The sequence below is a fragment of the Synechococcus sp. A15-24 genome (assembly GCF_014280195.1).
GTDB lineage: Bacteria > Cyanobacteriota > Cyanobacteriia > PCC-6307 > Cyanobiaceae > Parasynechococcus.
In genome coordinates this window covers 1905887-1931714 of the sequence record NZ_CP047960.1, presented here as the reverse complement: position 1 = coordinate 1931714, position 25828 = coordinate 1905887, and the positions used below count along the sequence as shown (strand labels likewise).

The 25828-nt window shown below is 60.8% G+C and carries 22 protein-coding genes; 10 read left to right on the top strand and 12 right to left on the bottom strand.

From position 1 onward, the window contains the following. Window positions 1-9: 9 nt before the first annotated feature. Window positions 10-528 (top strand): protein phosphatase, encoded by a 519-nt coding sequence (locus SynA1524_RS10970; RefSeq protein ID WP_186497845.1) that lies wholly within the window; start codon window positions 10-12, stop codon window positions 526-528. Window positions 529-592: 64 nt separating this feature from the next. Here the strand turns inward: SynA1524_RS10970 and SynA1524_RS10965 are convergent, their stop codons facing one another. After that, window positions 593-2848 carry an AAA family ATPase gene (locus SynA1524_RS10965; protein ID WP_186497843.1) on the bottom strand — a complete coding sequence of 752 codons (2256 nt, stop codon included), beginning with the start codon at window positions 2846-2848 and terminating at the stop codon, window positions 593-595. Window positions 2849-2892: 44 nt separating this feature from the next. Between SynA1524_RS10965 and SynA1524_RS10960 the strand changes: the two genes are divergently transcribed. The 3 genes from SynA1524_RS10960 to SynA1524_RS10950 are packed head-to-tail and all read left to right on the top strand — an operon-like array spanning window position 2893 to window position 7748. Beyond that, complete coding sequence (locus SynA1524_RS10960; protein ID WP_186499624.1) at window positions 2893-4011, top strand: efflux RND transporter periplasmic adaptor subunit; 1119 nt, start codon at window positions 2893-2895, stop codon at window positions 4009-4011. A 9-nt stretch (window positions 4012-4020) separates the two neighbouring features. Continuing rightward, window positions 4021-7452 (top strand): efflux RND transporter permease subunit, encoded by a 3432-nt coding sequence (locus SynA1524_RS10955; protein ID WP_186497841.1) that lies wholly within the window; start codon window positions 4021-4023, stop codon window positions 7450-7452. After that, window positions 7452-7748 (top strand): hypothetical protein, encoded by a 297-nt coding sequence (locus SynA1524_RS10950; RefSeq protein ID WP_186497839.1) that lies wholly within the window; start codon window positions 7452-7454, stop codon window positions 7746-7748. The genes SynA1524_RS10955 and SynA1524_RS10950 overlap by 1 nt, the downstream gene beginning before the upstream one ends. 72 nt (window positions 7749-7820) lie before the next feature. Here the strand turns inward: SynA1524_RS10950 and SynA1524_RS10945 are convergent, their stop codons facing one another. Further along, the gene (locus SynA1524_RS10945) at window positions 7821-9479 is read right to left on the bottom strand and encodes an alpha-D-glucose phosphate-specific phosphoglucomutase (RefSeq protein ID WP_186497837.1); all 1659 of its coding nucleotides are present in this window, start codon (window positions 9477-9479) and stop codon (window positions 7821-7823) included. A 115-nt stretch (window positions 9480-9594) separates the two neighbouring features. Here SynA1524_RS10945 and SynA1524_RS10940 point away from each other — a divergent pair, with 115 nt between their 5' ends. Continuing rightward, window positions 9595-9861, top strand: a complete 267-nt coding sequence (locus tag SynA1524_RS10940; RefSeq protein ID WP_186497835.1) for a hypothetical protein — start codon at window positions 9595-9597, stop codon at window positions 9859-9861. Here the strand turns inward: SynA1524_RS10940 and SynA1524_RS10935 are convergent, their stop codons facing one another. Then, window positions 9862-10242, bottom strand: coding sequence for a hypothetical protein (locus tag SynA1524_RS10935; RefSeq protein ID WP_286188577.1), 381 nt, complete (start codon window positions 10240-10242; stop codon window positions 9862-9864). It lies immediately after the preceding gene. A gap of 112 nt (window positions 10243-10354) precedes the next feature. Continuing rightward, on the bottom strand, window positions 10355-11434 hold the full coding sequence (gene psbA, locus SynA1524_RS10930) for a photosystem II q(b) protein (protein ID WP_011127848.1): 1080 nt from the start codon (window positions 11432-11434) through the stop codon (window positions 10355-10357). 182 nt (window positions 11435-11616) lie between these two features. Here psbA and SynA1524_RS10925 point away from each other — a divergent pair, with 182 nt between their 5' ends. Continuing rightward, window positions 11617-13194 carry a photosystem II high light acclimation radical SAM protein gene (locus tag SynA1524_RS10925; RefSeq protein ID WP_286188576.1) on the top strand — a complete coding sequence of 526 codons (1578 nt, stop codon included), beginning with the start codon at window positions 11617-11619 and terminating at the stop codon, window positions 13192-13194. On the opposite strand, the gene SynA1524_RS10920 is transcribed toward SynA1524_RS10925, so the two are convergent. Genes SynA1524_RS10920 through SynA1524_RS10910 form a run of 3 tightly spaced genes read right to left on the bottom strand, consistent with a single transcriptional unit; the run spans window position 13134 to window position 15608 of the window. Beyond that, window positions 13134-13997: a CPBP family intramembrane glutamic endopeptidase gene (locus SynA1524_RS10920; protein ID WP_186497831.1), complete on the bottom strand. Its 864-nt coding sequence runs from the start codon at window positions 13995-13997 to the stop codon at window positions 13134-13136. The two genes, SynA1524_RS10925 and SynA1524_RS10920, sit on opposite strands and share 61 nt — an antisense overlap. Window positions 13998-14014: 17 nt before the next feature. Beyond that, window positions 14015-14335, bottom strand: a complete 321-nt coding sequence (gene clpS / locus SynA1524_RS10915; RefSeq protein ID WP_186499622.1) for an ATP-dependent Clp protease adapter ClpS — start codon at window positions 14333-14335, stop codon at window positions 14015-14017. A gap of 46 nt (window positions 14336-14381) precedes the next feature. Further along, window positions 14382-15608, bottom strand: a complete 1227-nt coding sequence (locus tag SynA1524_RS10910) for an LL-diaminopimelate aminotransferase (RefSeq protein WP_186497829.1) — start codon at window positions 15606-15608, stop codon at window positions 14382-14384. A 54-nt stretch (window positions 15609-15662) separates the two neighbouring features. Here SynA1524_RS10910 and SynA1524_RS10905 point away from each other — a divergent pair, with 54 nt between their 5' ends. The 3 genes from SynA1524_RS10905 (at window position 15663) to SynA1524_RS10895 (ending at window position 21105) form a co-directional block, all read left to right on the top strand. Beyond that, complete coding sequence (locus tag SynA1524_RS10905; protein WP_186497827.1) at window positions 15663-18317, top strand: TIGR03960 family B12-binding radical SAM protein; 2655 nt, start codon at window positions 15663-15665, stop codon at window positions 18315-18317. A gap of 249 nt (window positions 18318-18566) precedes the next feature. Then, entirely contained in the window at window positions 18567-20519 is a 1953-nt protein-coding gene (locus SynA1524_RS10900; protein ID WP_186497825.1) for an Rne/Rng family ribonuclease, read from the top strand. Further along, on the top strand, window positions 20431-21105 hold the full coding sequence (locus tag SynA1524_RS10895; protein WP_286188575.1) for a ribonuclease HII: 675 nt from the start codon (window positions 20431-20433) through the stop codon (window positions 21103-21105). The genes SynA1524_RS10900 and SynA1524_RS10895 overlap by 89 nt, the downstream gene beginning before the upstream one ends. On the opposite strand, the gene SynA1524_RS10890 is transcribed toward SynA1524_RS10895, so the two are convergent. After that, entirely contained in the window at window positions 21061-21627 is a 567-nt protein-coding gene (locus SynA1524_RS10890; protein WP_186497823.1) for a DUF1997 domain-containing protein, read from the bottom strand. The two genes, SynA1524_RS10895 and SynA1524_RS10890, sit on opposite strands and share 45 nt — an antisense overlap. A gap of 50 nt (window positions 21628-21677) precedes the next feature. On the opposite strand from SynA1524_RS10890, the gene pheA reads away from it, so the two are divergent. Further along, entirely contained in the window at window positions 21678-22520 is an 843-nt protein-coding gene (pheA, locus tag SynA1524_RS10885) for a prephenate dehydratase (protein ID WP_186497821.1), read from the top strand. On the opposite strand, the gene SynA1524_RS10880 is transcribed toward pheA, so the two are convergent. From SynA1524_RS10880 to tuf, 4 genes are all read right to left on the bottom strand, one after another. Next, entirely contained in the window at window positions 22510-23439 is a 930-nt protein-coding gene (locus SynA1524_RS10880) for a methyltransferase domain-containing protein (RefSeq protein ID WP_186497819.1), read from the bottom strand. The two genes, pheA and SynA1524_RS10880, sit on opposite strands and share 11 nt — an antisense overlap. Further along, a complete protein-coding gene (locus SynA1524_RS10875) occupies window positions 23439-24089 on the bottom strand; it encodes an LON peptidase substrate-binding domain-containing protein (protein WP_186497817.1) in 651 nt (216 codons plus the stop codon). Before SynA1524_RS10875 ends, SynA1524_RS10880 begins: the two co-directional genes overlap by 1 nt. Before the next feature lie 55 nt (window positions 24090-24144). Then, the gene (rpsJ, locus tag SynA1524_RS10870; RefSeq protein ID WP_011128995.1) at window positions 24145-24465 is read right to left on the bottom strand and encodes a 30S ribosomal protein S10; all 321 of its coding nucleotides are present in this window, start codon (window positions 24463-24465) and stop codon (window positions 24145-24147) included. A 114-nt stretch (window positions 24466-24579) separates the two neighbouring features. Beyond that, on the bottom strand, window positions 24580-25779 hold the full coding sequence (tuf, locus tag SynA1524_RS10865) for an elongation factor Tu (protein ID WP_186497807.1): 1200 nt from the start codon (window positions 25777-25779) through the stop codon (window positions 24580-24582). Window positions 25780-25828: the final 49 nt, after the last annotated feature.

Sequence of the window (25828 nt, the reverse complement as noted above, 5' to 3'; positions counted from 1 at the left end):
TTGGTTTTGATGGCTGCTCCTTCATCTTTCCCGCAGCGCCTTGTTCGTTGGAACACAGGAGGTGCTGCTTGGATAAGCAATTCACATGTGTTCAAGCATTTTTTAGAGACAGGTGAGATCGCTGACCGCTCTCTTTTTGCCAGTGTAAGGAACTCTGGATGGACAGCAGATGAAATTCGTTTCGGCATGAAAAAGGTTTATATTGTTGACGTTGCGAGAGTTGCTCGATATTTGAATAGTCGAGAAGGTATAGATTTTCTATCAAAGCAGACTTATTCTTATTATCCTCCCAATGGTGAGAATGATTCTGCGGTTTTCGCTATGCGTTCAGCCATAATTAAGGCTTCGATTGGTGGCAAGCTTTCTTCGGTTGGAATTATTAATAGCCTACCTGTTGACTTCCGATTGACTGGTGATGGTTTAGTGATTTGTGCTCCTGAAAAGGTTGACAAAAAACAAGCTGCATCCCTTTTGACTTGGTACATATTCCTGCCTGCTTGTATCGTAAGGGATGTGGCTGCATATTGATGGCTTGCTAGATGAAGTCAAGAATCCCGGTTAATTCTCATGTTGTATCTGTGTTTGTGAGGAATTATGCCCGCTCAGTTTGGGGGCTCAATACTCGATGCTCTGTTGTTGGCTGACTTCGCTTCCCTGCGAGTAGCTGATGCCGCATCGGCAACCGTAGTCTCTCTGATCCAAGTCCCTCCAGGGTTGTACGCAGCAGCTGCAGTGGTTCCGGTTGGATACTGCCGAGCATGCGCCGGTAATCAGAGTCATTGGCCAGCCATCGCTCAGCCAACGACTTGCCCCCAGGCAATGTCAGTACCTCGTCCCATTGATCGATGTTCAGGCTCCAACCCTGCTCCTCCAGCGGCTGAGTCTGGATCTGGAGCTGTTGCAGCCAGCTTTGTTCCTGCTCAACCAACTGGGACAGGGAGGTCTCGGCAGTGTGTGATGCGCTGAGGGCACCTGCAGGTCCACACCCAGCACAGCTGATCAGCAGACGCAGGCTGGCGTTGCTGTCGGCATGGCCCGTCAAGGTCTGAGCCAGCTCGGTCCAGTCCGTCTCCAGCAGATCCACCGTGCCCAGTCGCCCACCGATCCAATCAAAAACCTGATCGGATGGCAGCGCTTCAACCCCATCCAGGAGCTGTGGCTGCTGCTCAGGTTCGAGCAGGTCGATCTGTGCCGCCAGTCGCTGGCGATCGTCAGGGCTTGGACAGATCAGGGTGACGCCCCCTTCCGGCACCTGGCGCAGTGGATCCAGCGCCCAGAGCAGGGAATGGCAGCCCAGCAGCAACACCCGGTCCTGGCGCTGCCAGCTCACTCCCGCCCAGAGCCGTCGTCGCAGTAGTTGCAGACGTTCGCCCTCCTGTCCCAACTGCCGCTGAATCCAGCGTTCCATCGCCGGACTGTCGGGACCACTGCTTAGTAGCAATGGCTGCTCCGATGCCAGTTCAGCCGCCGCTGCCAGCTGTGCGGCACGGCGCTCGGCCATGCGCTCCCGGCGTTCCCCCTCCCAGCCCAGTTGGCCTGGCTGCCAGAACACTTCCCCTTGCAGTGCCGTGGGTAGGTACTGCTGATCCACCCAATGTTCGGCGTAGGCATGGGGGTAGCGGTAACCGACGCCATCGCCGAAGGCATCACCATCCCGGTTGGCGTCCCGCAGGTGGCTGGGCACGTCCTGACGGTTCGCCTCTCGCACACTCTTGAGGGCGTCGAAGAAGCCCAGCACGCTGTTGCTTTTCTCGGTCCCCGCCAGGTAAAGGGCGGCCTGGGCCAGGGGATACAGCCCTTCCGGCAGGCCGACCCGCTCGAAGGCTGCGGCGCAGGCTTCCACCACAACGATCGCCTGGGGATCGGCCAGGCCGATGTCCTCCCCCGAAGCAATCAACATCCGCCGGAAGATGAAGCGGGGGTTTTCTCCGGCCTCCACCATCCGTGCCAGCCAGAACAGGGCAGCATCGGCGTCGGATCCCCTCAGAGACTTGATGAAGGCGCTAATGGTGTCGTAGTGAGCATCGCCCTGCTTGTCGTAGAGCACTGCCCGCTGCTGGATCGATTCCTCCGCGATCGCCAGGTTGATTTGGATCACTCCATCGGGCTCCGGCTCGGAGCTTTCCACCGCCAGTTCCAGGGCATTGAGCAGGCTGCGGGCATCGCCCCCTGCTACATCCACCAGATGTGCCGCTGCGTCCGGAGTCAACGTCACCCGACGGGTGCCGTACCCCCGTTCCTCATCGTTGAGGGCACGCTGCAACAGCTGATGCAGGTCTTCTGGCTCCAGCGGCAACAGCCGGAACAGGCGTGAGCGGCTCACCAGTGCTTTGTTGACTTCGAAATAGGGGTTCTCGGTGGTGGCGCCGATCAGGGTCACCGTCCCGTTCTCCACCCAAGGCAACAGGGCATCCTGTTGCGCACTGTTGAAGCGGTGCACCTCGTCGATGAACAGGATCGAGCGCAGGCCATGGCGTTCGAGGCGAAGCTTGGCGGCGTCCACTTCTGCGCGCAGGTCCTTCACGCCAGCGAGCACGGCGTTGAGGCTGCTGAAGTGAGCCCGCGTGTGGTTCGCAACAATCCGCGCCAGGGTCGTCTTGCCCACACCAGGTGGGCCATGCAGTATCAGGTTGCCGACCCGGTCGGCTTTGATGGCCCGCCTCAGCAGGCGTCCCTGGGCCAGAATCCCTTGCTGACCTTCAAATTCCTCCAGGGTGCGTGGACGCATGCGGTCGGCCAGGGGGGCCTGCTGCCGGCGCCGCTGTTCTCCCTGATAAGTGAAGAGGTCCTGACTCAAGGAAGCGGCATCGACGGTCCTAATAGAGCACTTCTCGCGGGAATACTGCATCCCCGTGACGTTCGGCGCATAATCCGGCAAAGGGGTTGAACTCTGTGCGTCATCCGCAGCGACTGCTTCTTTCCCTCGCCGCTCTGGTCACAGTCAGTTCTTGTAAGGGAGAAGCCCCCAAGCAGCAGCCGCCGCCGAAGGTTCAGGCCGTGTCCACCCAGATGGCGGATTTCACTGATGGCGTCGACACCGTCAGCACGCTTGAGGCCAGCAATCTGGTGGAACTGGCAGCTCAGTCGGGTGGTCGGATTCTTGAGCTGAAGATCAAGCAGGGCGATGAAGTCGATCCCGGTCAGCTGCTGGTGGTGCTGGATCAGGCTCAGCAGCAGGCCAGGTTGGCGGAGGACAAGGCCAAATCCGAGACGGCGCGCGCGAACTACGAGCGCTATCAATACCTCTTCAAAACCGGTGCCGCGTCTCAGAAGGAGCTGGATCGCTACCGCACCCAGTACATCGCTGCGATGGAAACGGCGAAGTCCACAGAAGCCACCTTGAGCTACAACAACTTGCGGTCTCCTTCTGCGGGGACTGTGGCAGACGTCACCGTCAAGGTGGGTGACGTGATCCAGACGGGCCAGGTGTTCACCAGCCTCGTGCAGAACAACGAGCTGGAAGCCCGCGTGGAAGTGCCTGCGGTGTTCTCCAATCGTCTGGCCCTCGGACAGCCGGTGTTGCTCAGTGCTCCTGGGAGCGAGAACGTGATCGCCACAGGCAAGGTTGATTCGATTGATCCCCGGGTCAACAAAAAGACCCAGGGGTTGCTGGTGAAAGCGGTCTTCCCCAATGAAGACGGCAAGCTGCGCGATGGCCAGCGCCTGAGCACTCGGGTACAGATCAATGCGCAACAAGAGCTGTCGGTTCCCTTTGCAGCGGTGACGCAGACCTCTGGACAGAGCTTTGTGTTCCGACTCGGCACGTTTGAGGAGCTCAAAGAGAACCCCGGTAAGGCTGATCTGGAGAAGCTTGAGAAGGGAATCAAGGCGGGCAAATTGCCGGCTGATGCCCAGTTCGCTCTGCAGACCCCCGTCACGGTGGGCGAACTCGAAAATCAGCTTTACCCGATCACCAAAGGGCTTGAGGCCAATCAGAAGGTGGCCACCACCAATCTGCTCAACCTGAAACACGGCATGCCCGTGCAGGTGCAACCCGCCGAGGCGAACTGAGGCTGAACGATGTCTGCTTCCAATAACTTCATCACCAGGCCGGTTCTCAGCACGGTCTGCAGTCTGTTGATTGTGATCGTCGGGTTGATCGCAATCCCGATCCTGCCGATCGAAAACCTGCCTGACATTGCACCTCCCACGGTGAAGGTGCAGTCCACCTACGTGGGCGCTGATGCGGTAGCTGTGGAACAGGGTGTGACCTCCGTGCTCGAGCAGCAGATCAACGGGGTCGAGAACATGGACTTCATCACCTCCAACAGTTCGTCGGATGGTGTGAGTTCGATCTCGGTGTCTTTTGAAAGCGGCACCGACGGCAACATCAACCAGGTAAACGTGCAGAACCGCGTTTCCCTGGCAGAGCCCCAGTTGCCTGAAGAGGTGCGCAAATCGGGTGTGACGGTCAACAAGGCCTCCAACTCGATTCTGCTCGTTTACAACTTCGTCAACGAAGATCCTTCCAAAACTGAATACTCAGTGGAGACGATCAGTGGATATCTCGATAAAAACCTCACCGACAACGTCAAGCGCGTTAAAGGCGTGGGCGACGTCACCTACTTCGGCAACCGCAAGATCGCCTTCCGGCTCTGGCTGGATCCGGAAAAACTCACGGCCAACAACCTTTCGGCCACGGATGTTGTCCAACAGCTGAAAAGTCAGAACCGTCTCGTTCCTGCCGGCAAAATCGGCGGTGCACCGGCTCCGGAAGGTCAGGAATACACCTTCACGGTGCAGCTGCAGGGGCGTCTCACTACCGTTCAGGAATTTGAAAACATCGTGCTGCGAAGCATGGATGCTGGCGGTCTGGTGCGTCTGAAAGATGTGGGCCGTGTGGAGCTTGGCGGTGAGACCTATGGCATCGATGCCATGGACCTCAAAGGCACCCCTTCCGTTGGTATCGCCATCTATCAGCTCTCCGGCAGTAACGCCATCGAGGTGTCCAACGGTGTGAAGGATGTGCTCGAGGAATTCGAGACAACCTTGCCGGTGGGCCTCGGTGTTCAGAAGATTTACGACACCACAGACTTCATCAACCAGTCGATCAAGGGTGTGACCAACTCCCTGCGGGATGCCGTGATCCTGGTGGTGCTGATCCTGTTCCTGTTCCTGCAGAACTGGAACGCCACCCTGGTTCCTGCTATTGCCATCCCGGTGGCCCTCATCGGAACCTTTGCCCTGGTGCTGGCCTTCGGTTTCTCACTGAACCAGCTCACCCTGTTTGGCCTGGTGCTGGCCACCGGCCTGGTGGTGGACGACGCCATCACCGTGGTGGAAGACACCTCCGCCAAGAAGGCCGAGGGGATGACGTCCGTGCAGGCGGCCATGGAAACCATGGATGAACTGTTCGGCGCTGTGATCGCCACCTCCTTGGTGAAGATGGCGGTGTTCCTGCCGGTGCTGTTCTTCCCGGGTGCCACCGGCACGATCTACAAGCAGTTCGCCGCCACGATCCTTTTTTCGATCGGCATCTCCACCTTCAACGCCCTCACCTTCTCGCCGATGCTGTCGGCCCTGTTGCTCTCTCGTGAAACCAAGGAGCTCAGCCGCAATCAGTACGCCACAGCAGGCGTTGTTCTCGGCTTCATCTACGGCTTGCTCAGTGCGGGTAATGGGGCCGCAGCTGCGCTGATCCTCGCCGTGATCGGTGCCGTGATCGGCTTCATTGCCGGCAAGATCACAGGCTTGCCTCTGCGTCTTCCCTTCACCGCCGGTGGCGCTGCAGTGGGTGTGGTCACCACCGGTGTGATCTTCAGCAACCCGATTCCAGTGGTGCTGTTCACCGCCATCGGTCTGGTGGTGGGCTATTTCGTTCCGGTCATCTTCAGCAATTTCAATCGCTTCTACAGCGGTTTTGAGAAGCGCTATGCCTCCATCTTGGATGCGGTGTTGAAGGCCCGTCCGATCGTGATGGCGGCATTGGCGGCAGGCATCTTGCTTACTGGCTTTGCCTTCACCCGTATCCCCGGTGGCTTCGTACCGATCGAAGACCAGGGCTACGCCATCGGTTTTGTGCAGGCGCCCGATGGCGTGTCGAATGAGAAGACCCTGGCGATCAACCGCCAAGTGGCTGAAGTGCTGCGTTCGGAAGAAGACATTGCCTCGGCTGCTCTCTTCAGCGGCGCCAGCCTCGATGGCAACGCTCCCAACAAGGGCCTGTTCTTCATTGGCATGAAGCATTGGGAGGAGCGCCCGGGCAGTGAACACACCGTTGGTGCTGTGGTGAAACGCCTCAACGCCAAGATGTACGGCGCCATCGATGCCGGGCGGGTGTTCGTGGTGGAGCCTCCCTCGATTCCCGGCTACGGCACCGGTGGTGGCTTTGAGTTCCAGCTGCTCGATCAGAGCAGCGGTGTTTACTCCTTGAACGACTTCTTTGGCACGGCGCAGCAGATCATGCAGGCCGGCAATGCCGACCCCGTGCTGAACCGCGTCTACTCGTTGTTCTCGCCTCAGGCGCCCCAGTACAAGATCGATGTGGATCGCGAGCAGATGGCATCGCTCGGGGTGGACTTCGGTTCCGCCATGTCCGCGTTCAGCGTCAACTTTGGTGGTGCCTACGTCAACGACACCTTCCAAGAGGGCAAGGTGCGTCGGGTTTACGTGCAGGCCAACGAAGTGAGTCGGGCCACTCCCCAGCGACTCTCTGCCATCTATGTGCCCAATTCCCAGGGTGAGCAGGTGCCGCTTTCGGAGTTCTTCACGGTTAAGCAAACCGTGGGCCCCAGCGTGATTCCCCACTTCAACCTCTACCGATCGATCAAGATCGAAGGCACGCCCAAGGAGGGCAACAGCTCCGGTCAGGCGATCGGGGCGATGAAGCAGATCTTTAACACCGGTAGTTATAAGGGCCTCGGCTTTGACTGGACCGGCATCTCCCGTGAAGAGGTGAAAGCCGGCTCCCTGGCAGCGGTGATCTTCGCTCTGGGCATCCTGGCGGTGTTCCTGGTGCTGTCGGCCCAGTACGAGAGCTACTCCGATCCGATCATCATCCTTTTGACGGTTCCTACCGCCTTGCTGGGAGCCCTGGTCTTCCTAGGCGGGGCCGGCCAGGTGCTCAACATCTACGCCCAGGTAGGCCTGGTGATGCTGATTGGTCTGGCGGGAGGTAACGCCATCCTCATTGTTGACCTGGCCAACCAGAAAATGGGCGAGGGCGAGTCTGCCCTGGAAGCCGCCAAGTTCTCGGCCAAATCGCGTCTGCGGCCGATTCTGATGACAGCGATCTCTTCGCTCACCGGCTTCCTGCCGCTGATGCTCGCCAGTGGTGCTGGTGCACAGAGCCAGTCGTCTCTGGGTCTGGTGGTGTTCGGTGGTCTGCTGGTGGCGACCTTCCTCTCCACCTTGGTGGTGCCCGTGTTCTATGTGGTGATGAAGTCGCTGCTGGGTCAGGCCGATGCCAAGCCACAGGACGATGCTCCCAGTCCAACTGCCCAGCCGAGCTGATGTCTGCGCAGAAGCCCGAGCTGAATCAGAGCAAGTCCTTCAGTGGGTTGCGTGTTCTGGTGGCCATCGCCATCGGTTGTGCTCTCGGTGCAGCGGTGGCGTATTTCCTCAAGGTGCTGATCGACAACAGCCCAGCAGAGATTGACCTACGGCGCTTGCGTTTGTTTTATCTCATGGTGATCTCCTCCGGCGGCCTGGGTGGTTTCGCCATCGAAACCGTGCGGCAGTTGCAGGAGGAGGCCACCGATCCTCTGTACCGCCCCAAGAATCCACACCGCGGCCGCCGTCCCTTTTGATGGAATCCCATAAAAAAGCCACCCCTCGGGGTGGCTTTTTGTTGAGGCAGGTCATTCACTCGGGCAAACCGATCAGGTGATCACAGTGGGCCGATCCATCCCGGTGCGCTGCTTGATCTCCGCCAGTTCGTTGATGGCGCTGATCATGTCGGCCAGAGCGATCTGGGGATCCTGGTTGAGATCGCCGCTGCTGGGCACATAGCTCTCCAGATAGATGCGGATCGTGGCGCCCTTGGTGCCGGTGCCCGAGAGGCGCACTATCACGCGGCTGCCATCGTCCAGCAGGATTCGCAGGCCCTGCCCCTTGGTCACTGAGCTGTCGACCGGATCGGTGTAGCTAAAATTGTCGGCAGCGCTGACGCTGCGGCCAGCGAAGCTCTGCCCCACCAGGCCAGGGAGCATGCCCTCGAGGCGGTCAAACAGCCCATGGGCTGCGTCACTGGCGACGGCTTCGTAGTCGTGGCGAGAGTAATAGTGCCGGCCGAAGCGCTTCCAGTGCTCCGCCATGATCTCTGCGACGCTGCAGCGACGCTCGGCCAGGATCTGCAGCCAGAACAGAACAGCCCATAGGCCATCCTTTTCGCGCACATGGTTGCTGCCGGTGCCGAAGCTCTCTTCACCGCAGAGCGTGATTTTGCCGGCATCCAGGAGATTGCCGAAGAACTTCCAGCCGGTGGGGGTCTCGTAGCAGTCGATGCCCAGTTCCTTGGCCACCACATCCACGGCTGAGCTGGTGGGCATGGAGCGGGCCACACCAACCAAACCATCGGCATAGGCCGGTGCCACCGTGGCGTTGGCTGTGAGCACCGCCAGGCTGTCGCTGGGGTTCACGAAGCAGTGTTGCCCCAGGATCATGTTGCGGTCACCATCGCCGTCGCAGGCGGCCCCGAAGCGGAACTTGTCCCCGTCGAGCAGCAGTTTGGCCAGCTCGTGGGCGTAGGTGAGGTTGGGGTCGGGGTGGCCACCGCCGAAGTCTTCCAGAGGAACACCGTTGCGGACGCTGCCGGCAGGAGCGCCGAGGATCTCTTCCAGCAGGCGAGTGGCGTAGGGGCCGGTGACCGCATGCATCGCATCAAACGCCAGCGGGAAGTCGCTGCGGATCAGCTCCCGGATCCGATCGAAGTCGAACAACTGCTGCATCAGAGCCACGAAGTCGTCGACGCCGTCGATCACCTCCACTTGCATGGCGCCGATGCTGTGGCTGCCGGGGGTATCGATGGCGATGGCCGCGGCATCAACGATCGAGTATTGCTCCAGGGTCTTGGTGCACTCGAACACCGCATCGGTGAACGAGGCCGGGGTCGGGCCACCGTTGGCGCCATTCACCTTGACGCCGAAGTCTCCATCGGGGCCGCCAGGGTTGTGGCTGGCCGAGAGGATGATGCCGCCGATGGCCTGGCGCTGGCGGATCAGGTTCGAGGCCGCTGGGGTGGAAAGGATGCCGCCGGTGGTGACGATTACCTTGCTGAGGCCGTGGGCCGCGCCCATGCGCAGGATCACGTCGATGGCGCGACGGTTGCCGTAACGGCCGTCACCTCCCAACACCAGCGTGCCGCCTTGAACACCGGTCAGGGTGCGGAAGACCACTTCCACGAAGCTCTCCAGATAGTTCGCTTGCTCGAACTGCTGGCTGCTTTTGCGCAACCCGGATGTGCCGGGCTTCTGATCCGTGAAAGGTGCGTCTATGCGCACCAGGCGCTGGGTCGGTTCCGCGGGGGCCGAGGTGGTCATCGCAACGGACAGGACTCTCTGCGGAACGTAAACACGAAAAGCGGCTTCCACCGTGTTGCGTACGACCAGTTGCTGCCCTTATCTGTGGTGGTCAACCCGAGCCGGGGTTGCCATCGTGAAGGAGCGAAGCGCCCACACTCACCATGGACGCACCCACCCCGGTTCCAAGGCCCTCAGCGACGATCAGAAGACTTTACTGGAGGAGTTTCGCAACAAAGTTGAGTCGAGGATCAGCAGCCACGGCCTGACGGCTGCAGATGTGCAGAGCTTTGTGGATGAGATCAAAAAGCACCCAGAGGTGAGTGCAGTATTGCTAGAGGAGATCCGCAGTGAAGTGGGTAAGCTAATGCAGGGTCAGCGCTTCAGCTTCGACTTCGACTGATCACGACTGTGTCGGTGCAACCGGTTTGATTTTCTTCAGTTTGGCCGGTTTGGCACAGATCCGCGTGATCCTCCGTGCAGGTTCGTCGATGGCGTCGCGACGTTTGTAGTCGTTACTCGTCGCCACTCTGGCCTGCTCCAACAGGCTCCAGACCACGTCTTTGCAGACTCCAGGCAGCAAAGGGTGATCCATTAGGGGGTCAGCCAGAGACCGTGCGCGATCGCAGGTTTCCTTGGTGTTCTCCCTGGAACAGTCAAAAGCGGCGCTCTGAACGGCACGCAATTGATCCTTGCTTGGCCAGGTTGGTGGCGTGCCGGCAGCTTGAGCTGGCAGAGACAGTGCCAGCAACAGCAGCAGCCGAGTGGAGATGAAGTGGCTCATAGCGGCATTGTGGCTGGAACTGCTTGTTGGAGGCGTTTTCACAACAAAAAGCCCCCACCTTGCGGTGAGGGCTTTCCGATTCAGTTGATCTGAATCGTTACTTGATTCCAGATCAACCGATGGCAGGTGCCTGCAGAGCCACAGGAGTGGACTCAGCAGCAGCCAGGTCGAGGGGGAAGTTGTGAGCGTTACGCTCGTGCATCACTTCCATGCCGAGGCCGGCACGGTTCAACACGTCGGCCCAGGTGTTCAGGACGCGGCCCTGACCATCAAGGATGGACTGGTTGAAGTTGAAGCCGTTCAGGTTGAAGGCCATGGTTGACACGCCCAGGGCGGTGAACCAGATGCCGACAACAGGCCAGGCAGCCAGGAAGAAGTGGAGGCTACGGCTGTTGTTGAAGGAGGCGTATTGGAAGATCAGGCGACCGAAGTAACCGTGGGCAGCCACGATGTTGTAGGTCTCTTCCTCTTGGCCGAACTTGTAGCCGTAGTTCTGGGACTCGGTCTCGGTGGTTTCACGCACCAGGGAGGAGGTCACCAGGGAGCCATGCATGGCGGAGAACAGGGAGCCACCGAACACACCTGCAACACCCAGCATGTGGAAGGGGTGCATCAGGATGTTGTGCTCAGCCTGGAACACCAGCATGTAGTTGAACGTGCCGGAGATGCCCAGGGGCATGGCGTCAGAGAAGGAGCCCTGACCGAAGGGGTAGACCAGGAAAACTGCAGAGGCAGCAGCGACAGGTGCGCTGTAGGCGACGCAGATCCAGGGGCGCATGCCCAGGCGGTAGGAGAGTTCCCACTCACGACCCATGTAGGCGTAGATGCCGATCAGGAAGTGGAAGACGACGAGCTGGAAAGGACCGCCGTTGTACAGCCACTCATCAAGAGAAGCAGCTTCCCAAATGGGATAGAAGTGCAGGCCAATGGCGTTGCTGGAAGGAACAACAGCACCGGAGATGATGTTGTTGCCGTAAATAAGGGAGCCAGCGACGGGCTCGCGGATGCCATCGATGTCAACCGGAGGAGCGGCGACGAAAGCGATGACGAAGCAGATGGTGGCAGCCAGCAGGGTGGGGATCATCAGCACACCGAACCAACCGACATACAGACGGTTGTTGGTGGAGGTGACCCACTCGCAGAAAGCCTGCCAGCTGGAAGCGCCGGAGCGCTGCTGGAGGGTGGTGGTCATGAGAACGGAAAGAAGTGTTCCCGAAGGAACGGTTTAAGGAAGGGCAGGTGTGCCCTGCCTCACACCAATGTAACGGAAGGTTGAGAGGTGTGTACGCCCGTTTACAAAGCAAATGTGAAGGATGGTTGAGCGCCGTTCGTCATCGCGCTTGTTAGCGTCCAAAAGGCCCTGCAGCAGCTGCGTTGTCCCCAAATCAGGAACGGGTGCTGCTGGTGCGGCTGCCCTGCAATCCAATTTTCCCGATCGGTCCGATCTACCTGGCGGATCATCTCCATAAATGTTTTCCCGGGATGCCGCAGCGCATCCTTGATCTGGCGGCACTGCCAGTTCTTGACGTCCAGAGGGTGCTGATCTCCACCGTGGATCAGTTCCGCCCCACGCTATTGGTGTTCTCATGGAGGGACATTCAGATCTACGCACCGGTCGACGGCCGTGGCGGTAACCCCCTTCAGAACTCCTTCGAAGTTTTTTACGCCCGCAATCCGCTCAAGCGCCTGCACGGTGCCCTTGGTGGACTGCGGCTGATGACAAGCCATTACGGAGAGTTGTTCCGTAATCAAGGTTTGGTGCGATCCGGTCTTCGTCAGGCCCGTCGCCACCATCCAGCCGCTCGCGCCGTGCTGGGGGGTGGCGCCGTCAGCGTGTTCTACGAGCAGTTGAGCAAGTCGCTGCCGGAGGGCACGATCGTCTCCATCGGCGAGGGGGAGCCTCTGCTCGAAAAGTTGATTCAGGGTGAGTCCCTGGACGGAGAGCGTTGTTTCGTTGTGGGTGAGCCGCCCCGCTCAGGCCTGATTCACGAGCAGCCGGAAAGTCGCCCCAAAACCGCCTGCAATTACGACTACATCGCTTCGATCTGGCCTCAGCTCGATTGGTACCTCGAGGGCGGCGACTTCTACGTGGGTGTTCAGACCAAACGCGGCTGCCCTCACAACTGTTGTTACTGCGTTTACACCGTGGTGGAGGGGAAGCAGGTGCGCCTCAACCCGGTGGAGGAGGTGGTGAAGGAGATGCGCCAGCTCTACGACCGTGGCGTCCGTGGCTTCTGGTTCACCGATGCGCAGTTCATCCCGGCACGTCGCTACATCGAGGATGCCAAGGACCTATTGAGAGCCATCAAAGCCGAGGGGCTGTCGGGGATCCGTTGGGCTGCCTACATCCGCGCCGACAACCTTGATCCCGAGCTTGCCCAGCTGATGGTGGAGACGGGCATGAGTTATTTCGAAATCGGCATCACGTCCGGCTCCCAGGAACTCGTCCGCAAAATGCGCATGGGTTACAACCTCCGCACCGTGCTGGACAGTTGCCGGATGCTCGCGGATGCCGGCTTCCAGGATCAAGTGTCGGTGAACTACTCGTTCAACGTGATCGATGAACGGCCCGAAACCATCCGCCAGACCGTGGCATACCACCGTGAGCTGGAATCAATTTTTGGACCGGATCGCGTGGAGCCGGCAATCTTCTTCATCGGCTTGCAGCCCCACACCCACCTGGAGCAATACGGCTTCGATCAAGGCTTGATCAAGCCCGGATACAACCCCATGAGCATGATGCCGTGGACGGCTCGAAAGCTGCTCTGGAATCCGGAACCGATGGGCAGCACCTTTGGACGGGTCTGCCTCGAGGCCTTTGACCAAAATCAGGCAGATTTCGGCCGTACGGTCATGTCCCTGCTCGAGCGTGATTTCGGCTCAGCACCGCTTCAGGAGGCGTTGCGTGCCCCCGTCTCCGGCCGTGCTGCTCTGGCGACAGCGGTGAGTTGAACAACAAGCAGCAGCAATAGACCGCCGATGCCCATCAGTCCTCCAAGGGGGTTCGGGGACAGACCACCCGGGCCCACCAGCCAGGCTGGGGCGTCCGGTGACAGCTGCACCAGTCCGCTCTGAATCAGAAACCAGCCACCAACCAAGCCTCCATGGAGGCCAACGCATCCCCAAAGGGATCCGCCATCCAGCCGGCGTTGCAGGGCCAGAGCCATCCCCAGCAAAAACAAGCCGATCAACAGTCCCAGCATCGGCCCCACGCCAAGGTTGAACCGGGTGTGCACCAAGCTGAACACCAGCGCCTGGATCAGCAGGGCTGTCGGGGGATTGATCAGCTCGTTGAGTTCCCGCCACAGCCATGCCCGGAAGATCAGTTCTTCCGCCAACCCCACACCCAGGGTCAGCAGCAGAGCATTGATGACGCGGTCCAGGGTGCACTCTCCAATCCAGTGGCCCCAGCTGCCCAGAAGGACCGGCAGCAAGACGATGCCCAGCAGGATCAGGGCTAAGGACAAGCCGCCGAACAGTGCCGCAATTAGGGCCTTTCGACCCGGGCATCCACGTCTGCTCAGTCCAAGGGCTGCCCAGCCGTTGGACGATGTCCATCGCAGCCGCGCCCAGCAGGGAAGCAGGCCAACGAACAGCAGAAAGCTGATCATGGTGCCGATCAGGGCCTGGCGTTCCGCAGGCACCCCAAGGGGAATCAGCGGCCATGTCAGAAGCCAGCCGACGGCATACAGCGTTGGGATCAGAAGCAGGGCAGGAAGCCATGACGGCTTCCGTTGAATGCACTGATCCCGCAACCTGAGCAGGGATCTGATCAGGTTTCCGGCTCGATCGTGCTGGTAAGGCCCTTGGCTTTCAGGGTTTCGCAATAGAACTCGGCCGGCTCAAGGTCACAGACGATCACAAGGCCGACGCCTGTGTTGTGAGCTTCCATCATCACGGCCATGGCGTCCTGTTCACTCAGCTGTGGCACCACCTGACGCAAGGTGCTCACCACGTATTCCATGGTGTTCACCGGGTCGTTATGCAGCAGCACCTTGTAGCGAGGCGACTGTTTCCGCACCCGCTCGGGTGCCTTTTCCATCACCGCCGCCCCACCGGGGGAACGGGTGGGTGTGTCCACCGCCATGGCCATGGTGTTCGGCTGATTCAAATCTAAAGGAAATCGGTGCACAACCTGCTCAGAGGGCCTTGATTCGGGCCATCGCAGCATCCACGTTGGCGCGGCTGTTGAAGGCGGACAGTCGGAAGTAGCCCTCACCTGCGGCGCCGAAGCCACTGCCAGGGGTTCCCACCACGTTGGCCTTGTTCAACAGGTGGTCAAAGAAACCCCAGGAATCCATGCCATCGGGGGTCTTGATCCAGACATAAGGCGCATGCTCGCCCCCGTAGATGGTGAGACCCGCTCCACTGAGTTCGCGGCGAATGATGGCGGCGTTCTCCATGTAGAAGTTCACCAGACCCTTCACTTCCGCCTGGCCTGCATCGGAATACACCGCTTCCGCACCGCGCTGAATGATGTAGCTGACGCCATTGAACTTGGTGCTCTGGCGGCGATTCCATAGACCCCAAAGTTCGACAGCCTCGCCGTTGGCTGCCGTGCCCTTGAGTCCCTTGGGGACCACGGTGAAGGCGCAACGGGTGCCAGTGAAGCCAGCGTTTTTGGAAAAGGAGCGGAATTCGATCGCGCACTCCCGTGCTCCTTCGATTTCAAAAATCGAGTGGGGCAGGCTCGGGTCCTGGATGAACGCCTCATAAGCGGCATCAAACAGGATCAGAGAGCCGTTGCTGCGGGCGTAATCCACCCAGGCTTTCAGCTGTTCCTTGGTAGCCACTGCTCCGGTGGGGTTGTTGGGGAAACAGAGGTAAATCAGATCCACGGGCTCGCTTGGGATCTGGGCTGCGAATCCGTTGTCGGCGCTGATCGGGAGATAGGTCAGCCCCCCGTAGCGGCCTTCCTCTCCCGCTTCACCGGTGCGGCCCGCCATCACGTTGGTGTCCACATACACGGGATACACCGGATCGGTCACGGCGATGCGGTTGCCTTCTCCGAGGATGTCGAGGATGTTGCTGCTGTCGCATTTGGAGCCGTCGGAGACGAATATCTCCTCGGCGCTGATGTCGCAGCCGCGGGCCTGGAAGTCGTGCTTGGCAATGGCCTCCCGCAGCCAGCCATAGCCTTGTTCGGGGCCATAACCGTGGAATCCCTCGGCCGTGCCCATCGCATCGATGGCGGTTTTCATCGATTCGCGGCAGGCCAGCGGCAGCGGTTCGGTCACATCGCCGATGCCCAGCCGGATCAGTGCGGCGTCAGGGTTGGCGGCGCTGAAGGCTTTGACCCGACGGCCGATTTCCGGGAACAGGTAGCCCGCTTTGAGCTTGAGATAATTGCCGTTGACCTGCACCACGGAACCGAAGGGGTTTCTGCGGGGTCATCCTGCCCTGTCGACCGCTTCCATACGATGCAGTCAGGTGTGAGGACATCTGTCGTGGTCGTGTCTGCCCCGGATCACCCGGTTTATTTTCACCAGCTGGTTGACAGCAGTATCAACAAGCCTGCCCGCTACATGGGCCACGAGCTTGGTGTGGAGCCGCGGGATTGGCAGGCGGCTCTGGTGCGTTGGGCACTCACCTATCCCGAGATCTACGAGGTGGGCTCCAGCAATCTTGGCCACATCATTCTCTATTCCATCCTCAATGCGGTTCCCGGTCAGCTCTGTGATCGGGCCTATCTGCCAGCAGCTGATCTGGCGGCCCGTCTGCGGGAGCAGGAGCAGGTCCTGTTCGGTGTTGAAAGCCGGAGACCGTTGCCTGCGTTTGACATCCTCGGCTTCAGCCTGAGTTACGAACTGGGCGCCACCAACATCCTCGAGATGCTGGATCTGTGCAGGGTGCCGTTACGGGCGTCGGATCGCGGTGATCTGCCTCTCAATGATCCAGCTGCACCTCCGTTGATCTTTGCCGGAGGCCCCACGGCCACGAGCAATCCCGAGCCCTATGCCCCGTTCTTCGATTTCATCGCCCTGGGGGATGGTGAGGAACTGCTGCCCGAGATCGGGCTGGTGGTGGCTCAGGCCAAGGCCGATGCCCTGACCCGGTCTCAACTGCTGCGGGATCTGGCTCAGGTGCCAGGGGTTTACGTGCCGTCGCTCTACGCGACGGGCGACGACGGCGTCACCCTGCAGCCGCTGTATCCGGACCTCCCCCGGCGGGTGCTGCGTCGGGTGGCGACCCCGATGCCCCACTACGCCATGGGCCTGGTGCCGCATGTGGAGACGGTGCACGATCGGCTCACCGTGGAGATTCGTCGCGGTTGCACCCGCGGTTGCCGCTTCTGTCAGCCCGGGATGCTCACCAGACCGGCACGGGATGTGGAGCCTGAAGCGGTGATCGAAGCCGTGGAGAACGGCATGAAACAGACGGGCTACAGCGACTTCTCGCTGCTGTCGCTCAGCTGCAGCGATTACCTGGCTCTGCCGGCGGTGGGGGTGGAGCTGCGCAACCGTCTGGCGGATCAGAACGTGACCTTGCAGCTGCCCAGTCAGCGGGTGGACCGGTTTGACGACGACATCGCTCACATCCTTGGTGGAACCCGCCAGGCCGGACTCACCTTCGCGCCTGAAGCCGGCACCCAGCGTCTCCGCGACATCGTTAACAAGGGTCTGACCGACGACGATCTGCTCCATGGCATCCGCACCGCCATGGAGAACGGCTACCGCAAGGTGAAGCTGTATTTCATGATCGGCCTGCCGGGTGAGACGGATGCCGATGTTCTCGGCATCGCGGACACCTGCGTGATGCTTCAGCAGCGCTGCCGTGATCTGGGCCGGCTGAACCTCAACATCACCATCAGCAATTTCACGCCCAAGCCCCATACGCCGTTTCAGTGGCACAGCGTTTCGACGGACGAATTCCTGAGGCGTCAGGACTTACTGCGTGGGGCTTTCAAACGCTTGCGCGGGCTGAAGGTGAATTTCACCGACGTGCGGCTGTCGGCGATGGAGGATTTTGTGGGTCGCAGCGATCGACGCGTGGCCCCGGTGATCGAGGCCGCCTGGCGTGCGGGTGCGGGGATGGATGCCTGGTTTGAATCCCTCGATCGCACCTATGCCGCCTGGACCGGTGCCATCGCTGCAGCAGGCCTTGAGGGGCGTTATCGCCAGATGGAGGTGGGTGGTTGGAGTGCGGTGACGGCCCTGGATCGGCAGGACCTCGACAGCTTCTGCGCTCAACCGTTGCCCTGGGATCACATCGACACCGGCATCAACAAAGGTTGGTTGGCGGAGGATCTGAAGCGGGCTCTGGCGGCGGCGGTGGTGCCGGATTGCTCCTTTGACGGTTGCAGCAGCTGTGGCGTTTGTGGACCGGACCTTGGCCACAACGTGGTGGTGCCGCCCCCTGTGGTGCCAACGCAGTTGCCAAGCCAGGCGCCCGCCAGTGAGCGGGTCTGCCGGTTGCGGATCCGTTTTGCCAAGACAGGGTCCATGGCTCTGCTCAGTCATCTCGACTTGATGCGGATGCTGGAGCGGGCCCTGCGCCGCAGTCCCCTGCCGATCAGCTTCACCGGTGGATTTCATCCGTTGCCGCGGATTCAGATCGCCCTGGCGCTGCCGCTGGGTGCGGAAGCAGATTGCGAGTGGATGGATCTGGAGTTCACCAGCCCCATTGCGGGTGATCAGTTGCTGAAGACACTGCAGGCGCTTCTGCCCGACGGCATGGCTTTGCTTTCAGCGGACGAGGTGCCGGTGAATGGCAAGAGCCTCTCTCAGAACATCACCGGTGCCGTTTGGAGTTTCGACCTTCAGCTGGAGCAGGAGGCCCATCCCCGCTGGTTGGAGGCCGTTGAGGGACTTATGGCTGCTGAGCAATTGATCTGGCACGACACGGACAAAAAGGGTCGCCCCCGGGAGCGGGACTGCCGACCAGCCCTGCGCCAGTTGGTGCTGGTTGGCCCTGCGGATGGCCAGCGGGTGCGGTTGCGGCTCGAGGCCACGGTGGATCCGATGGGCCGCAGCATCCGTCCGTCTCAAATCCAGCATTGGATTGAGGCTCAGCTTGGTGCGCCGCTGCATTTGCACAATCTGCGTCGAGACGAGTTGCAGTTGGCTGAGTGCTAATTTCACTAAGAACAGGTGGCATTTCTGTCACGTCCTGTTCCGGTCTTGCCTGATCCGAATTCGGATATCGAGGTCCATCGCTCGATCGAAGGTCCGCACAGAACCAAACTCCCTCGAGCTCGTTCCAGAGGAGTTTCGACTCCGCAACATTTCCGGCCTCATTGGCCCATCCATCCCTAACCACCCCTGCAGTGCGGCGGATGCCGACTGATGGGATTTGAGCCTCGCGTGGGCTCGCCACGTCCATTTATGCCCCAGCAAATTGTCATCGCGGAGCAGCTGCGCATCGCGGCTGTGCTCACCGATGAACGGGTTGACGAACTGATCGTTGCCCAGGGTCGTTACCAAATCGGTGACGTCTACCTCGGCACCGTTGAGAATGTTCTTCCCGGCATTGATGCAGCTTTCGTCAACATTGGTGAAAGCGAAAAAAATGGGTTCATCCACGTCACGGATCTGGGCCCACTGCGCCTGAAGAAAGGGTCTGCCGGCATCACCGAATTGCTGGAACCGCGCCAGAAGGTGTTGGTGCAGGTGATGAAGGAGCCAACCGGCACCAAGGGGCCGCGACTCACCGGCAATCTGGCGCTCCCCGGGCGCTACCTGGTGTTGCAGCCCCATGGTCAGGGGGTGAATATCTCGCGCCGGATCAGCTCTGAGGCGGAACGCAATCGCCTGCGGGCTCTTGGTGTGCTGATCAAGCCGCCTGGAGCAGGGCTGCTGATCCGCACCGAGGCCGATGGCATTGCTGAAGATCAGCTGATTGATGACCTCGAATCCCTCCTGCGGCAGTGGGAAGCGATCCAACAGGCTGCCGAGACTGCAGCTCCTCCGGTGCTGCTCAATCGGGACGAGGATTTCATCAACAGGATCCTGCGGGATCACACCAGCCCCGACCTGGTTCGGGTGGTGGTGGATGAGCCTGCCGCCGTCGCCCGCGTCAGCAGTTTTCTCGGCGCCGAGGCGGACAAGGTGTTGGTGGAGGCCCACAGCGAGCCAAGCGAGCTGTTGGAGCACTTCAAGGTCAACGCCGCCATCCGTGACGCCCTGAAGCCTCGGGTCGACCTGCCTTCCGGCGGGTACGTGATCATCGAACCGACGGAGGCTCTCACCGTCATTGACGTGAACTCAGGCTCCTTCACCCGGTCTGCCAATGCACGGGAGACCGTGCTGTGGACCAATTGTGAGGCGGCCATCGAGATCGCCCGCCAGCTGAAGCTGCGCAACATCGGCGGCGTGATCATCATCGATTTCATCGATATGGATTCCCGCCGGGATCAGCTGCAGCTGCTGGAGCACTTCACCACGGCGGTTCGGGATGACGCTGCGCGGCCGCAGATTGCCCAGTTGACCGAGCTTGGTCTGGTGGAACTGACCCGCAAGCGCCAGGGCCAGAACATCTACGAGCTCTTCGGTCGTGCCTGCCCCAGCTGCGGCGGTCTTGGGCACGTGGCGGTCTTGCCCGGCAAGGATCTGCTGCAGCCTCTGGCGACGGCGACCGGTCTGGTGCGCTCGGCAGCATCGGCCCGCGCTGAAGTGGCCCCTCCTGCCGAGACCTCCGGCAATGGGCGACGGCGTCGCGGCGGTCGAGGTCGTGCTGCCCAGGACAACCTGCCTGTGCTGAGCGACACCGATGAAACCGAGGCTCCAGAGGTCTCCACGGAGGAGGCGCAGGAACCGGCCCTTGCCCGCCGCCAGGATCCTGAGTTGGTGGCGGTGCCCATGACACCGGAGCAGGAGGAGGTGTACGGAACCCTTGGCCTCAACCCGATTCTGTTGCTGGATGAGCCGCCTGAATCCGAGAATGTGATGGTGCGGGTGGTCCGGCCCGGAGAAGACGCTGAAGCCGTGCTCGAGCAGGCTCGCCAGCAGTTGGCTGCCACCGCTGGCCGCCGCCGCCGGCGTGGTGGACGCGGTGGCCGTGGCTACTCCCGAGGCAACGGCGGCGCTTCATCGCCAGCTCCGCTCGATGCGTCTGCGGTGGTTGTGGCGGACCCACCCGAGGTTGAAGAGCAGCCGTTGATGGTGGAGATCACACCACTCGAGGCCGTTCAGCCTGTGGTGCTGGATGAGGTGCCGCCATTGCCTGAGCCAACTCCGGCTGTCGTCGTTGATGGGTCTCAAGCCACCGCTGAAGAAACGGAAGCCGAAGAACCCCGCCGTCGCCGGCGTCGGTCTTCGGCTTCAGCCTCCCCTGACTGATTCCATCCCCTGCCATCGCGGTGTCGCCGGGGTGGATGAAGTGGGACGGGGCTGCCTGTTTGGCCCCGTCTTTGCTGGGGCTGTTGTATTGGAGGCTGCCAACGCCAGCCGTCTTCAGAAGGAGGGACTCACAGACAGCAAACGGTTATCTGCACGCCGGCGGGGGGAGATGGTGCCGTTGATTGAACAGGAGGCCGAAGCCTGGGGGCTGGGCCAGGCTTCAGCCCGAGAGATCGACCGCCTGGGGATCCGTCCTGCCACCGAGTTGGCCATGCTGAGGGCGCTGCAGCGGCTACCGAATCGGCCGAATCTGGTGTTGGTGGATGGCAATCTGCCTCTGCGCCCCTGGATGGGACAACAGCGCAGCATCGTGGCCGGCGACCAACAGGCATTGGCGATCGCTGCTGCCAGCGTGATTGCCAAGCAGTGCCGGGATGCATTGATCCAGCGTCTGTCGCGGCGGTTCCCGGGCTATGGCCTGGAACGCCATGCCGGTTATGGCACGGCCCTGCACCGTGCAGCCCTGCTCGATCTCGGACCGTCAGCTCTGCATCGCCGCAGTTTTCTCCGACGCCTGCTGGGGTGACACCAGGGTGGGGCTCTCGCGGCACCAACGCTTGAAGTCTGCGATCAACTGCTGGCCCACGCGCGTCTTGATGCCCAGCAAAATGCCGCCAAGAATCGACTCCCCGGTACTTTCCAGAACGCGGCGGGGAATCAGTCGCAACAGCGGAGGCTGACTGACCTGAACCTCAAGCCGGGCATCACCACTGAGGCCCTTGCTGTTGCAGCTCAGGCTGGCCTCGAGGGTGAGGTTGAAGTCATCCACGATTCCAAGGCCCTCCAATTCACAGTCGAGGGCGCGCATGTGCATGGCGCCGTCGACGGTCTCGATCTCCAGGGAGACGACGGGCTTCACTTGCAGTTGAAACACCTGAATCGTAGTGACGGTGTATCGATAGGTGCCCGGAGCTAAACGGGTCAACTGACGTGGATCCAGCAGGGATGCAATCACCCTGTCCTCCTGCTGGAGATAGTCCGGCAGCCGCTCGGTCTGGCGGTTCACGGGTAGATCGAGGCGCTGGCTGGCACAGAAGGCCAGGGGCATGACCATCTCCCGACAGGGCATGATCCTATCCAGTGTTGTCCCCGCCTCCGATGCCCACCCGCATCGCCTACCTCGGCCCAGCAGGGACTTACGGCGAGCAGGCCAGCCGCGCTCTGGCCGAGTTGGAAGGGCTGACGGAGGTGAGCTTTCTGCCCTGTGCGGGACTGCGGGCCGTGGTGGAGTGCCTGGCCCAGGCAGGGTCTGATGCGGCGGTGGTCCCTGTGGAGAACTCCGTGGAGGGTGGTGTCACGGCCACGCTCGATGCGCTCTGGGCCCATTCCGACCTCGGCATCCGCCGCGCTCTGGTGCTGCCGATCCGCCATGCCCTGCTGGGCAGTGGATCGTTGCAGGACGTCACCGAAGTGTTGTCTCACCCTCAGGCCCTGGCGCAGTGTTCCGGCTGGCTGGCCGCTCAGTTGCCTCAGGCGCTGCAACTGCCCACGTCGTCCACCGCTGAGGCGGCGCGAATGGTGGCGGGCAGCCGCTTCCGAGCGGCGATCGCCTCCCGCAAGGCCGGCCAAGAGCATGGACTGGAGGAACTGGCTTACCCGGTGAATGATTTGGCAGGCAACCGCACCCGTTTTCTGCTGTTGCACCGTGGGGAACGGCGCCTGGAGGGGGATGTGGCCAGCCTGGCGTTCTCACTGCACCGCAATGCACCAGGTGCCCTGCTGGAAGCCCTGGCCAGCCTGGCGGAACAGGGGTTGAACATGAGCCGGATTGAATCGCGGCCTTCCAAACGCGAGTTGGGGGAGTACGTCTTTTTCGTGGATGTGGAATTGCCGGCGCAGCAGCCAGAGGCGCTGAGCACCCTGGTGGCAGCACTGACACCGCTCTGTGAGCACCTGGCGCACTTTGGGGCTTACCCCAGCAGTGAACTGTTCAGCGGCTGAGGCGAAAGACGCCGAACTGCATCAACCCTGTGGCAAAGGCCCAATGCATCAACAGCAGTGTCGGAGTCTCCCGTAGGCCTTGAACCACTGCTTTGGGACCAAGGCCCAGGACAGCCCAGGGGCGACGGAGGCCTTCGGCGATCGAATCAAACCAGGAGGGAAGGGTGGCCACAGTCCAGTCGCCGGTACTGATCAGGCCCCTCTGGTGAGGGCTGGCTTCAAGGTTGGCCCGGAAGCCAGGGATGCTGGCGAATTCCGGATGCGCCCATTGATTCAACAGCTGCCGCATCACCCAGCGTTCGATGCGGTTCATGGCGCCATCCTTGGGGTCGCGGCGGTTCCAATCAGCGGCGGCTAAGCAGCCCCCGGGCCGGAGCACCCGCAGCAACTCGTCAGCGAAACGCTGCTTGTCTGGCATATGGGGTCCTGCCTCTACCGTCCACACCGCATCGAATTGCTGATCGGGAAGTTGAAGGTTGAGGGCATCCATCACTTCAAAGCGACAGCTGAGGCCTGCGGGGGTGAGTTCTGTGGCGCGGCGGATCTGGGCTGGGCTGATGCTCACCCCGAGCACGTCCAAGCCATAGTCCCTGGCTAGGATCCGGGCACTGCCGCCGATGCCGCAACCCACATCCAACACCCGACTGCCTCGAGGTAGTTGGTCGAGCTCGCTCCAGCGCACCAGCTCGTGCACAAAAGCCTCCTTGGCCTGGCGGAAGTCGACAGAACCTGGCGGGTTTCCGTAATGCCCCAGGTGGACATGCTCTCCCCAGAGCCGTTCCAGCAGTTGGTCATCGGTCCAGGCGTCGTAGGCCGCGGCAACGCTGTCTGACGAGTGGTAGCGGCGATCACGCTGCAACCAGATCAGCAGTGCCGTGGCGCCGGCAGCCCCGGTCAGGAGAAGCAGTCCAGCCAACATCAGACGTCTTGCTCCTTGAGATCCATCAGCACTGTTCTGGCCGCCAGTTGACGACGGGTGTGGTCGAGCATCTCGAATTGACGTTCCAGGCGCTCGTTGGTGTCACTGAGCTCCAGCAGGGTCTGCTGTTCAGGGGCGGCGCGGTTGTCGAGATGGGCTCCGATCCAGAACGACAGCTCCCGCGGCAGATCGGGGAGGTCATCAGGCAGTTCCGCTTCGCGGCCTTGGATCTTGGCCGTGAGTGAAAAGACATCGTTCAAGGCTGAACTGACCTTGTCGCGCAATGCGTTGAGCTCGGCGTGGTCTTCGACTGGCTCGTCTTCCATCCAGCTGACCATGGCTGAGCGGAAAGGGGTTTCACGGGTGACATTGAGCACGCGAAAACGCTGCTGGCCAAGGGTGACGATGTAGCTGCGACCATCGTCCGTGGTCTGGTGCTGGAGCACTTCGGCGCAGCAGCCGATTTCGGCCATCTCGCCGTTTTCGGGATTGATCCGCACGATCCCGAATCGTTTGTCGGTCTCCAGAACGGTCTGGAGCAGCATCCGATAGCGGGATTCAAAAATATGCAGCGGCAGCAGCTGCTGCGGAAACAGAACGACGTCCGGCAGGGGGAACAGGGGAAGCTCCCTGACGGAAAAATCGGACACGGACGCCGCTCAAACGCATGATGATCCTAGGAAGGACGATCTGACGCCGAAGCGTTCAGAGCTTCACTTCAATGTCGACACCACTGGGGAGGTCCAGCTTCATCAAGGCATCGATGGTCTTCGCCGATGGGCTGTAGATGTCGATGATGCGGCGGTGGGTCCGGGTCTCGAAATGCTCGCGGGAATCCTTGTCCACGTGAGGAGAACGCAGCACGCAGTAAATCTTGCGCTTGGTGGGGAGAGGAATGGGGCCGATCGCTGTTGCAGCGGTCTGATCGGCCGTCTCAATAATCTTGTCGCAGGAGAGATCCAGCATGCGGCGGTCAAACGCCTTCAAGCGAATGCGGATCTTCTGCTGAGCAATGGCAGTGGACATAGGAAAGAAGCGAACAGGATCCTGGGAGTCCTGAATTCAGTTGTCGAGGTTCAAATCAAATGTAGGAGATGGGGGGATAACTCCCCCCATCCATCAGTAATCAGTTAATGCTGATCACTCGATGATCTTGGAGACCACGCCGGCACCAATGGTGCGGCCGCCTTCGCGGATGGCGAAGCGCATGCCGTTTTCCATGGCCACAGGGCAGATCAGCTCACCGGTCATTTTGATGCGGTCACCGGGCATCACCATCTCAACGGCACTGCCGTCATCGGCGGTGAATGCGGTGATCTGACCGGTCACGTCCGTTGTACGGATGTAGAACTGCGGGCGATAGCCGGCGAAGAAGGGAGTGTGGCGGCCACCTTCTTCCTTCTTAAGAACATAAACCTCACCTTCGAATTTGGTGTGAGGGGTGATGGAACCGGGCTTCACCAGCACCATGCCGCGCTCGATGTCCTCTTTCTGGATACCGCGGAGCAGAAGGCCGCAGTTGTCTCCAGCCATTCCTTCTTCGAGGAGCTTCCGGAACATCTCCACACCGGTGACGGTGGTTTTGCGAGCGTCCTTGATACCAACGATTTCGATCTCCTCGCCAACCTTGACCTTGCCACGCTCGATCCGACCGGTGGCCACGGTGCCACGACCGGTGATGGAGAAGACGTCCTCAACGGCCATCAGGAAAGGCTTGTCAACCTCACGCTCGGGCTCAGGGATGGCCTCATCAACGGCAGTCATGAGTTCTTCGATCTTGGCTTCCCACTCGGCTTCGCCTTCGAGAGCTTTCAGACCAGACACCTGGACAACAGGGATGTCATCACCAGGGAAGTCGTAGCTGTCCAGCAGCTCACGCACTTCCATCTCAACCAATTCGATGATCTCTTCGTCATCGACCATGTCGCACTTGTTCAGGGCAACCACCAGAGCAGGAACACCCACCTGCTTGGCCAGCAGGATGTGCTCCTTGGTCTGAGCCATGGGGCCGTCGGTGGCGGCGCAGACCAGGATGGCGCCATCCATCTGGGCGGCACCGGTGATCATGTTCTTCACGTAGTCCGCGTGACCGGGGCAGTCCACGTGGGCGTAGTGACGGGTGTCGGTCTCGTATTCAACGTGGGCGGTGTTGATGGTGATGCCGCGCTCACGCTCCTCGGGAGCACCGTCGATATCGGCGTAGTCCTGCTTCTCAGCCTGACCTTTCTTGGCGAGCACGTTGGTGATCGCAGCGGTGAGGGTGGTTTTGCCGTGGTCAACGTGGCCGATGGTGCCGATGTTGACGTGGGGCTTGTTCCTTTCGAACTTCTCGCGTGCCATTTGTGGTTAAGAATCGAGGGTTGGAATGAGAGGAGTTTAGAGATCAGGA

What these genes read in the sequence shown, in the direction of transcription:
- SynA1524_RS10955 (WP_186497841.1), top strand. Translation starts at nt 4,021, where the DNA reads ATGTCTGCTTCCAATAACTTCATCACCAGGCCGGTTCTCAGCACGGTC.
- SynA1524_RS10895 (WP_286188575.1), top strand. Translation starts at nt 20,431, where the DNA reads ATGGGTCTCAAGCCACCGCTGAAGAAACGGAAGCCGAAGAACCCCGCC.
- SynA1524_RS10890 (WP_186497823.1), bottom strand. Translation starts at nt 21,627, where the DNA reads ATGCCCCTGGCCTTCTGTGCCAGCCAGCGCCTCGATCTACCCGTGAAC.
- clpS (WP_186499622.1), bottom strand. Translation starts at nt 14,335, where the DNA reads ATGGCCATGGCGGTGGACACACCCACCCGTTCCCCCGGTGGGGCGGCG.
- SynA1524_RS10965 (WP_186497843.1), bottom strand. Translation starts at nt 2,848, where the DNA reads ATGCAGTATTCCCGCGAGAAGTGCTCTATTAGGACCGTCGATGCCGCT.
- pheA (WP_186497821.1), top strand. Translation starts at nt 21,678, where the DNA reads ATGCCCACCCGCATCGCCTACCTCGGCCCAGCAGGGACTTACGGCGAG.
- rpsJ (WP_011128995.1), bottom strand. Translation starts at nt 24,465, where the DNA reads ATGTCCACTGCCATTGCTCAGCAGAAGATCCGCATTCGCTTGAAGGCG.
- SynA1524_RS10905 (WP_186497827.1), top strand. Translation starts at nt 15,663, where the DNA reads ATGCAGTCAGGTGTGAGGACATCTGTCGTGGTCGTGTCTGCCCCGGAT.
- psbA (WP_011127848.1), bottom strand. Translation starts at nt 11,434, where the DNA reads ATGACCACCACCCTCCAGCAGCGCTCCGGCGCTTCCAGCTGGCAGGCT.
- SynA1524_RS10970 (WP_186497845.1), top strand. Translation starts at nt 10, where the DNA reads ATGGCTGCTCCTTCATCTTTCCCGCAGCGCCTTGTTCGTTGGAACACA.
- SynA1524_RS10935 (WP_286188577.1), bottom strand. Translation starts at nt 10,242, where the DNA reads ATGAGCCACTTCATCTCCACTCGGCTGCTGCTGTTGCTGGCACTGTCT.
- SynA1524_RS10880 (WP_186497819.1), bottom strand. Translation starts at nt 23,439, where the DNA reads ATGTTGGCTGGACTGCTTCTCCTGACCGGGGCTGCCGGCGCCACGGCA.
- SynA1524_RS10950 (WP_186497839.1), top strand. Translation starts at nt 7,452, where the DNA reads ATGTCTGCGCAGAAGCCCGAGCTGAATCAGAGCAAGTCCTTCAGTGGG.
- tuf (WP_186497807.1), bottom strand. Translation starts at nt 25,779, where the DNA reads ATGGCACGCGAGAAGTTCGAAAGGAACAAGCCCCACGTCAACATCGGC.
- SynA1524_RS10945 (WP_186497837.1), bottom strand. Translation starts at nt 9,479, where the DNA reads ATGACCACCTCGGCCCCCGCGGAACCGACCCAGCGCCTGGTGCGCATA.
- SynA1524_RS10900 (WP_186497825.1), top strand. Translation starts at nt 18,567, where the DNA reads ATGCCCCAGCAAATTGTCATCGCGGAGCAGCTGCGCATCGCGGCTGTG.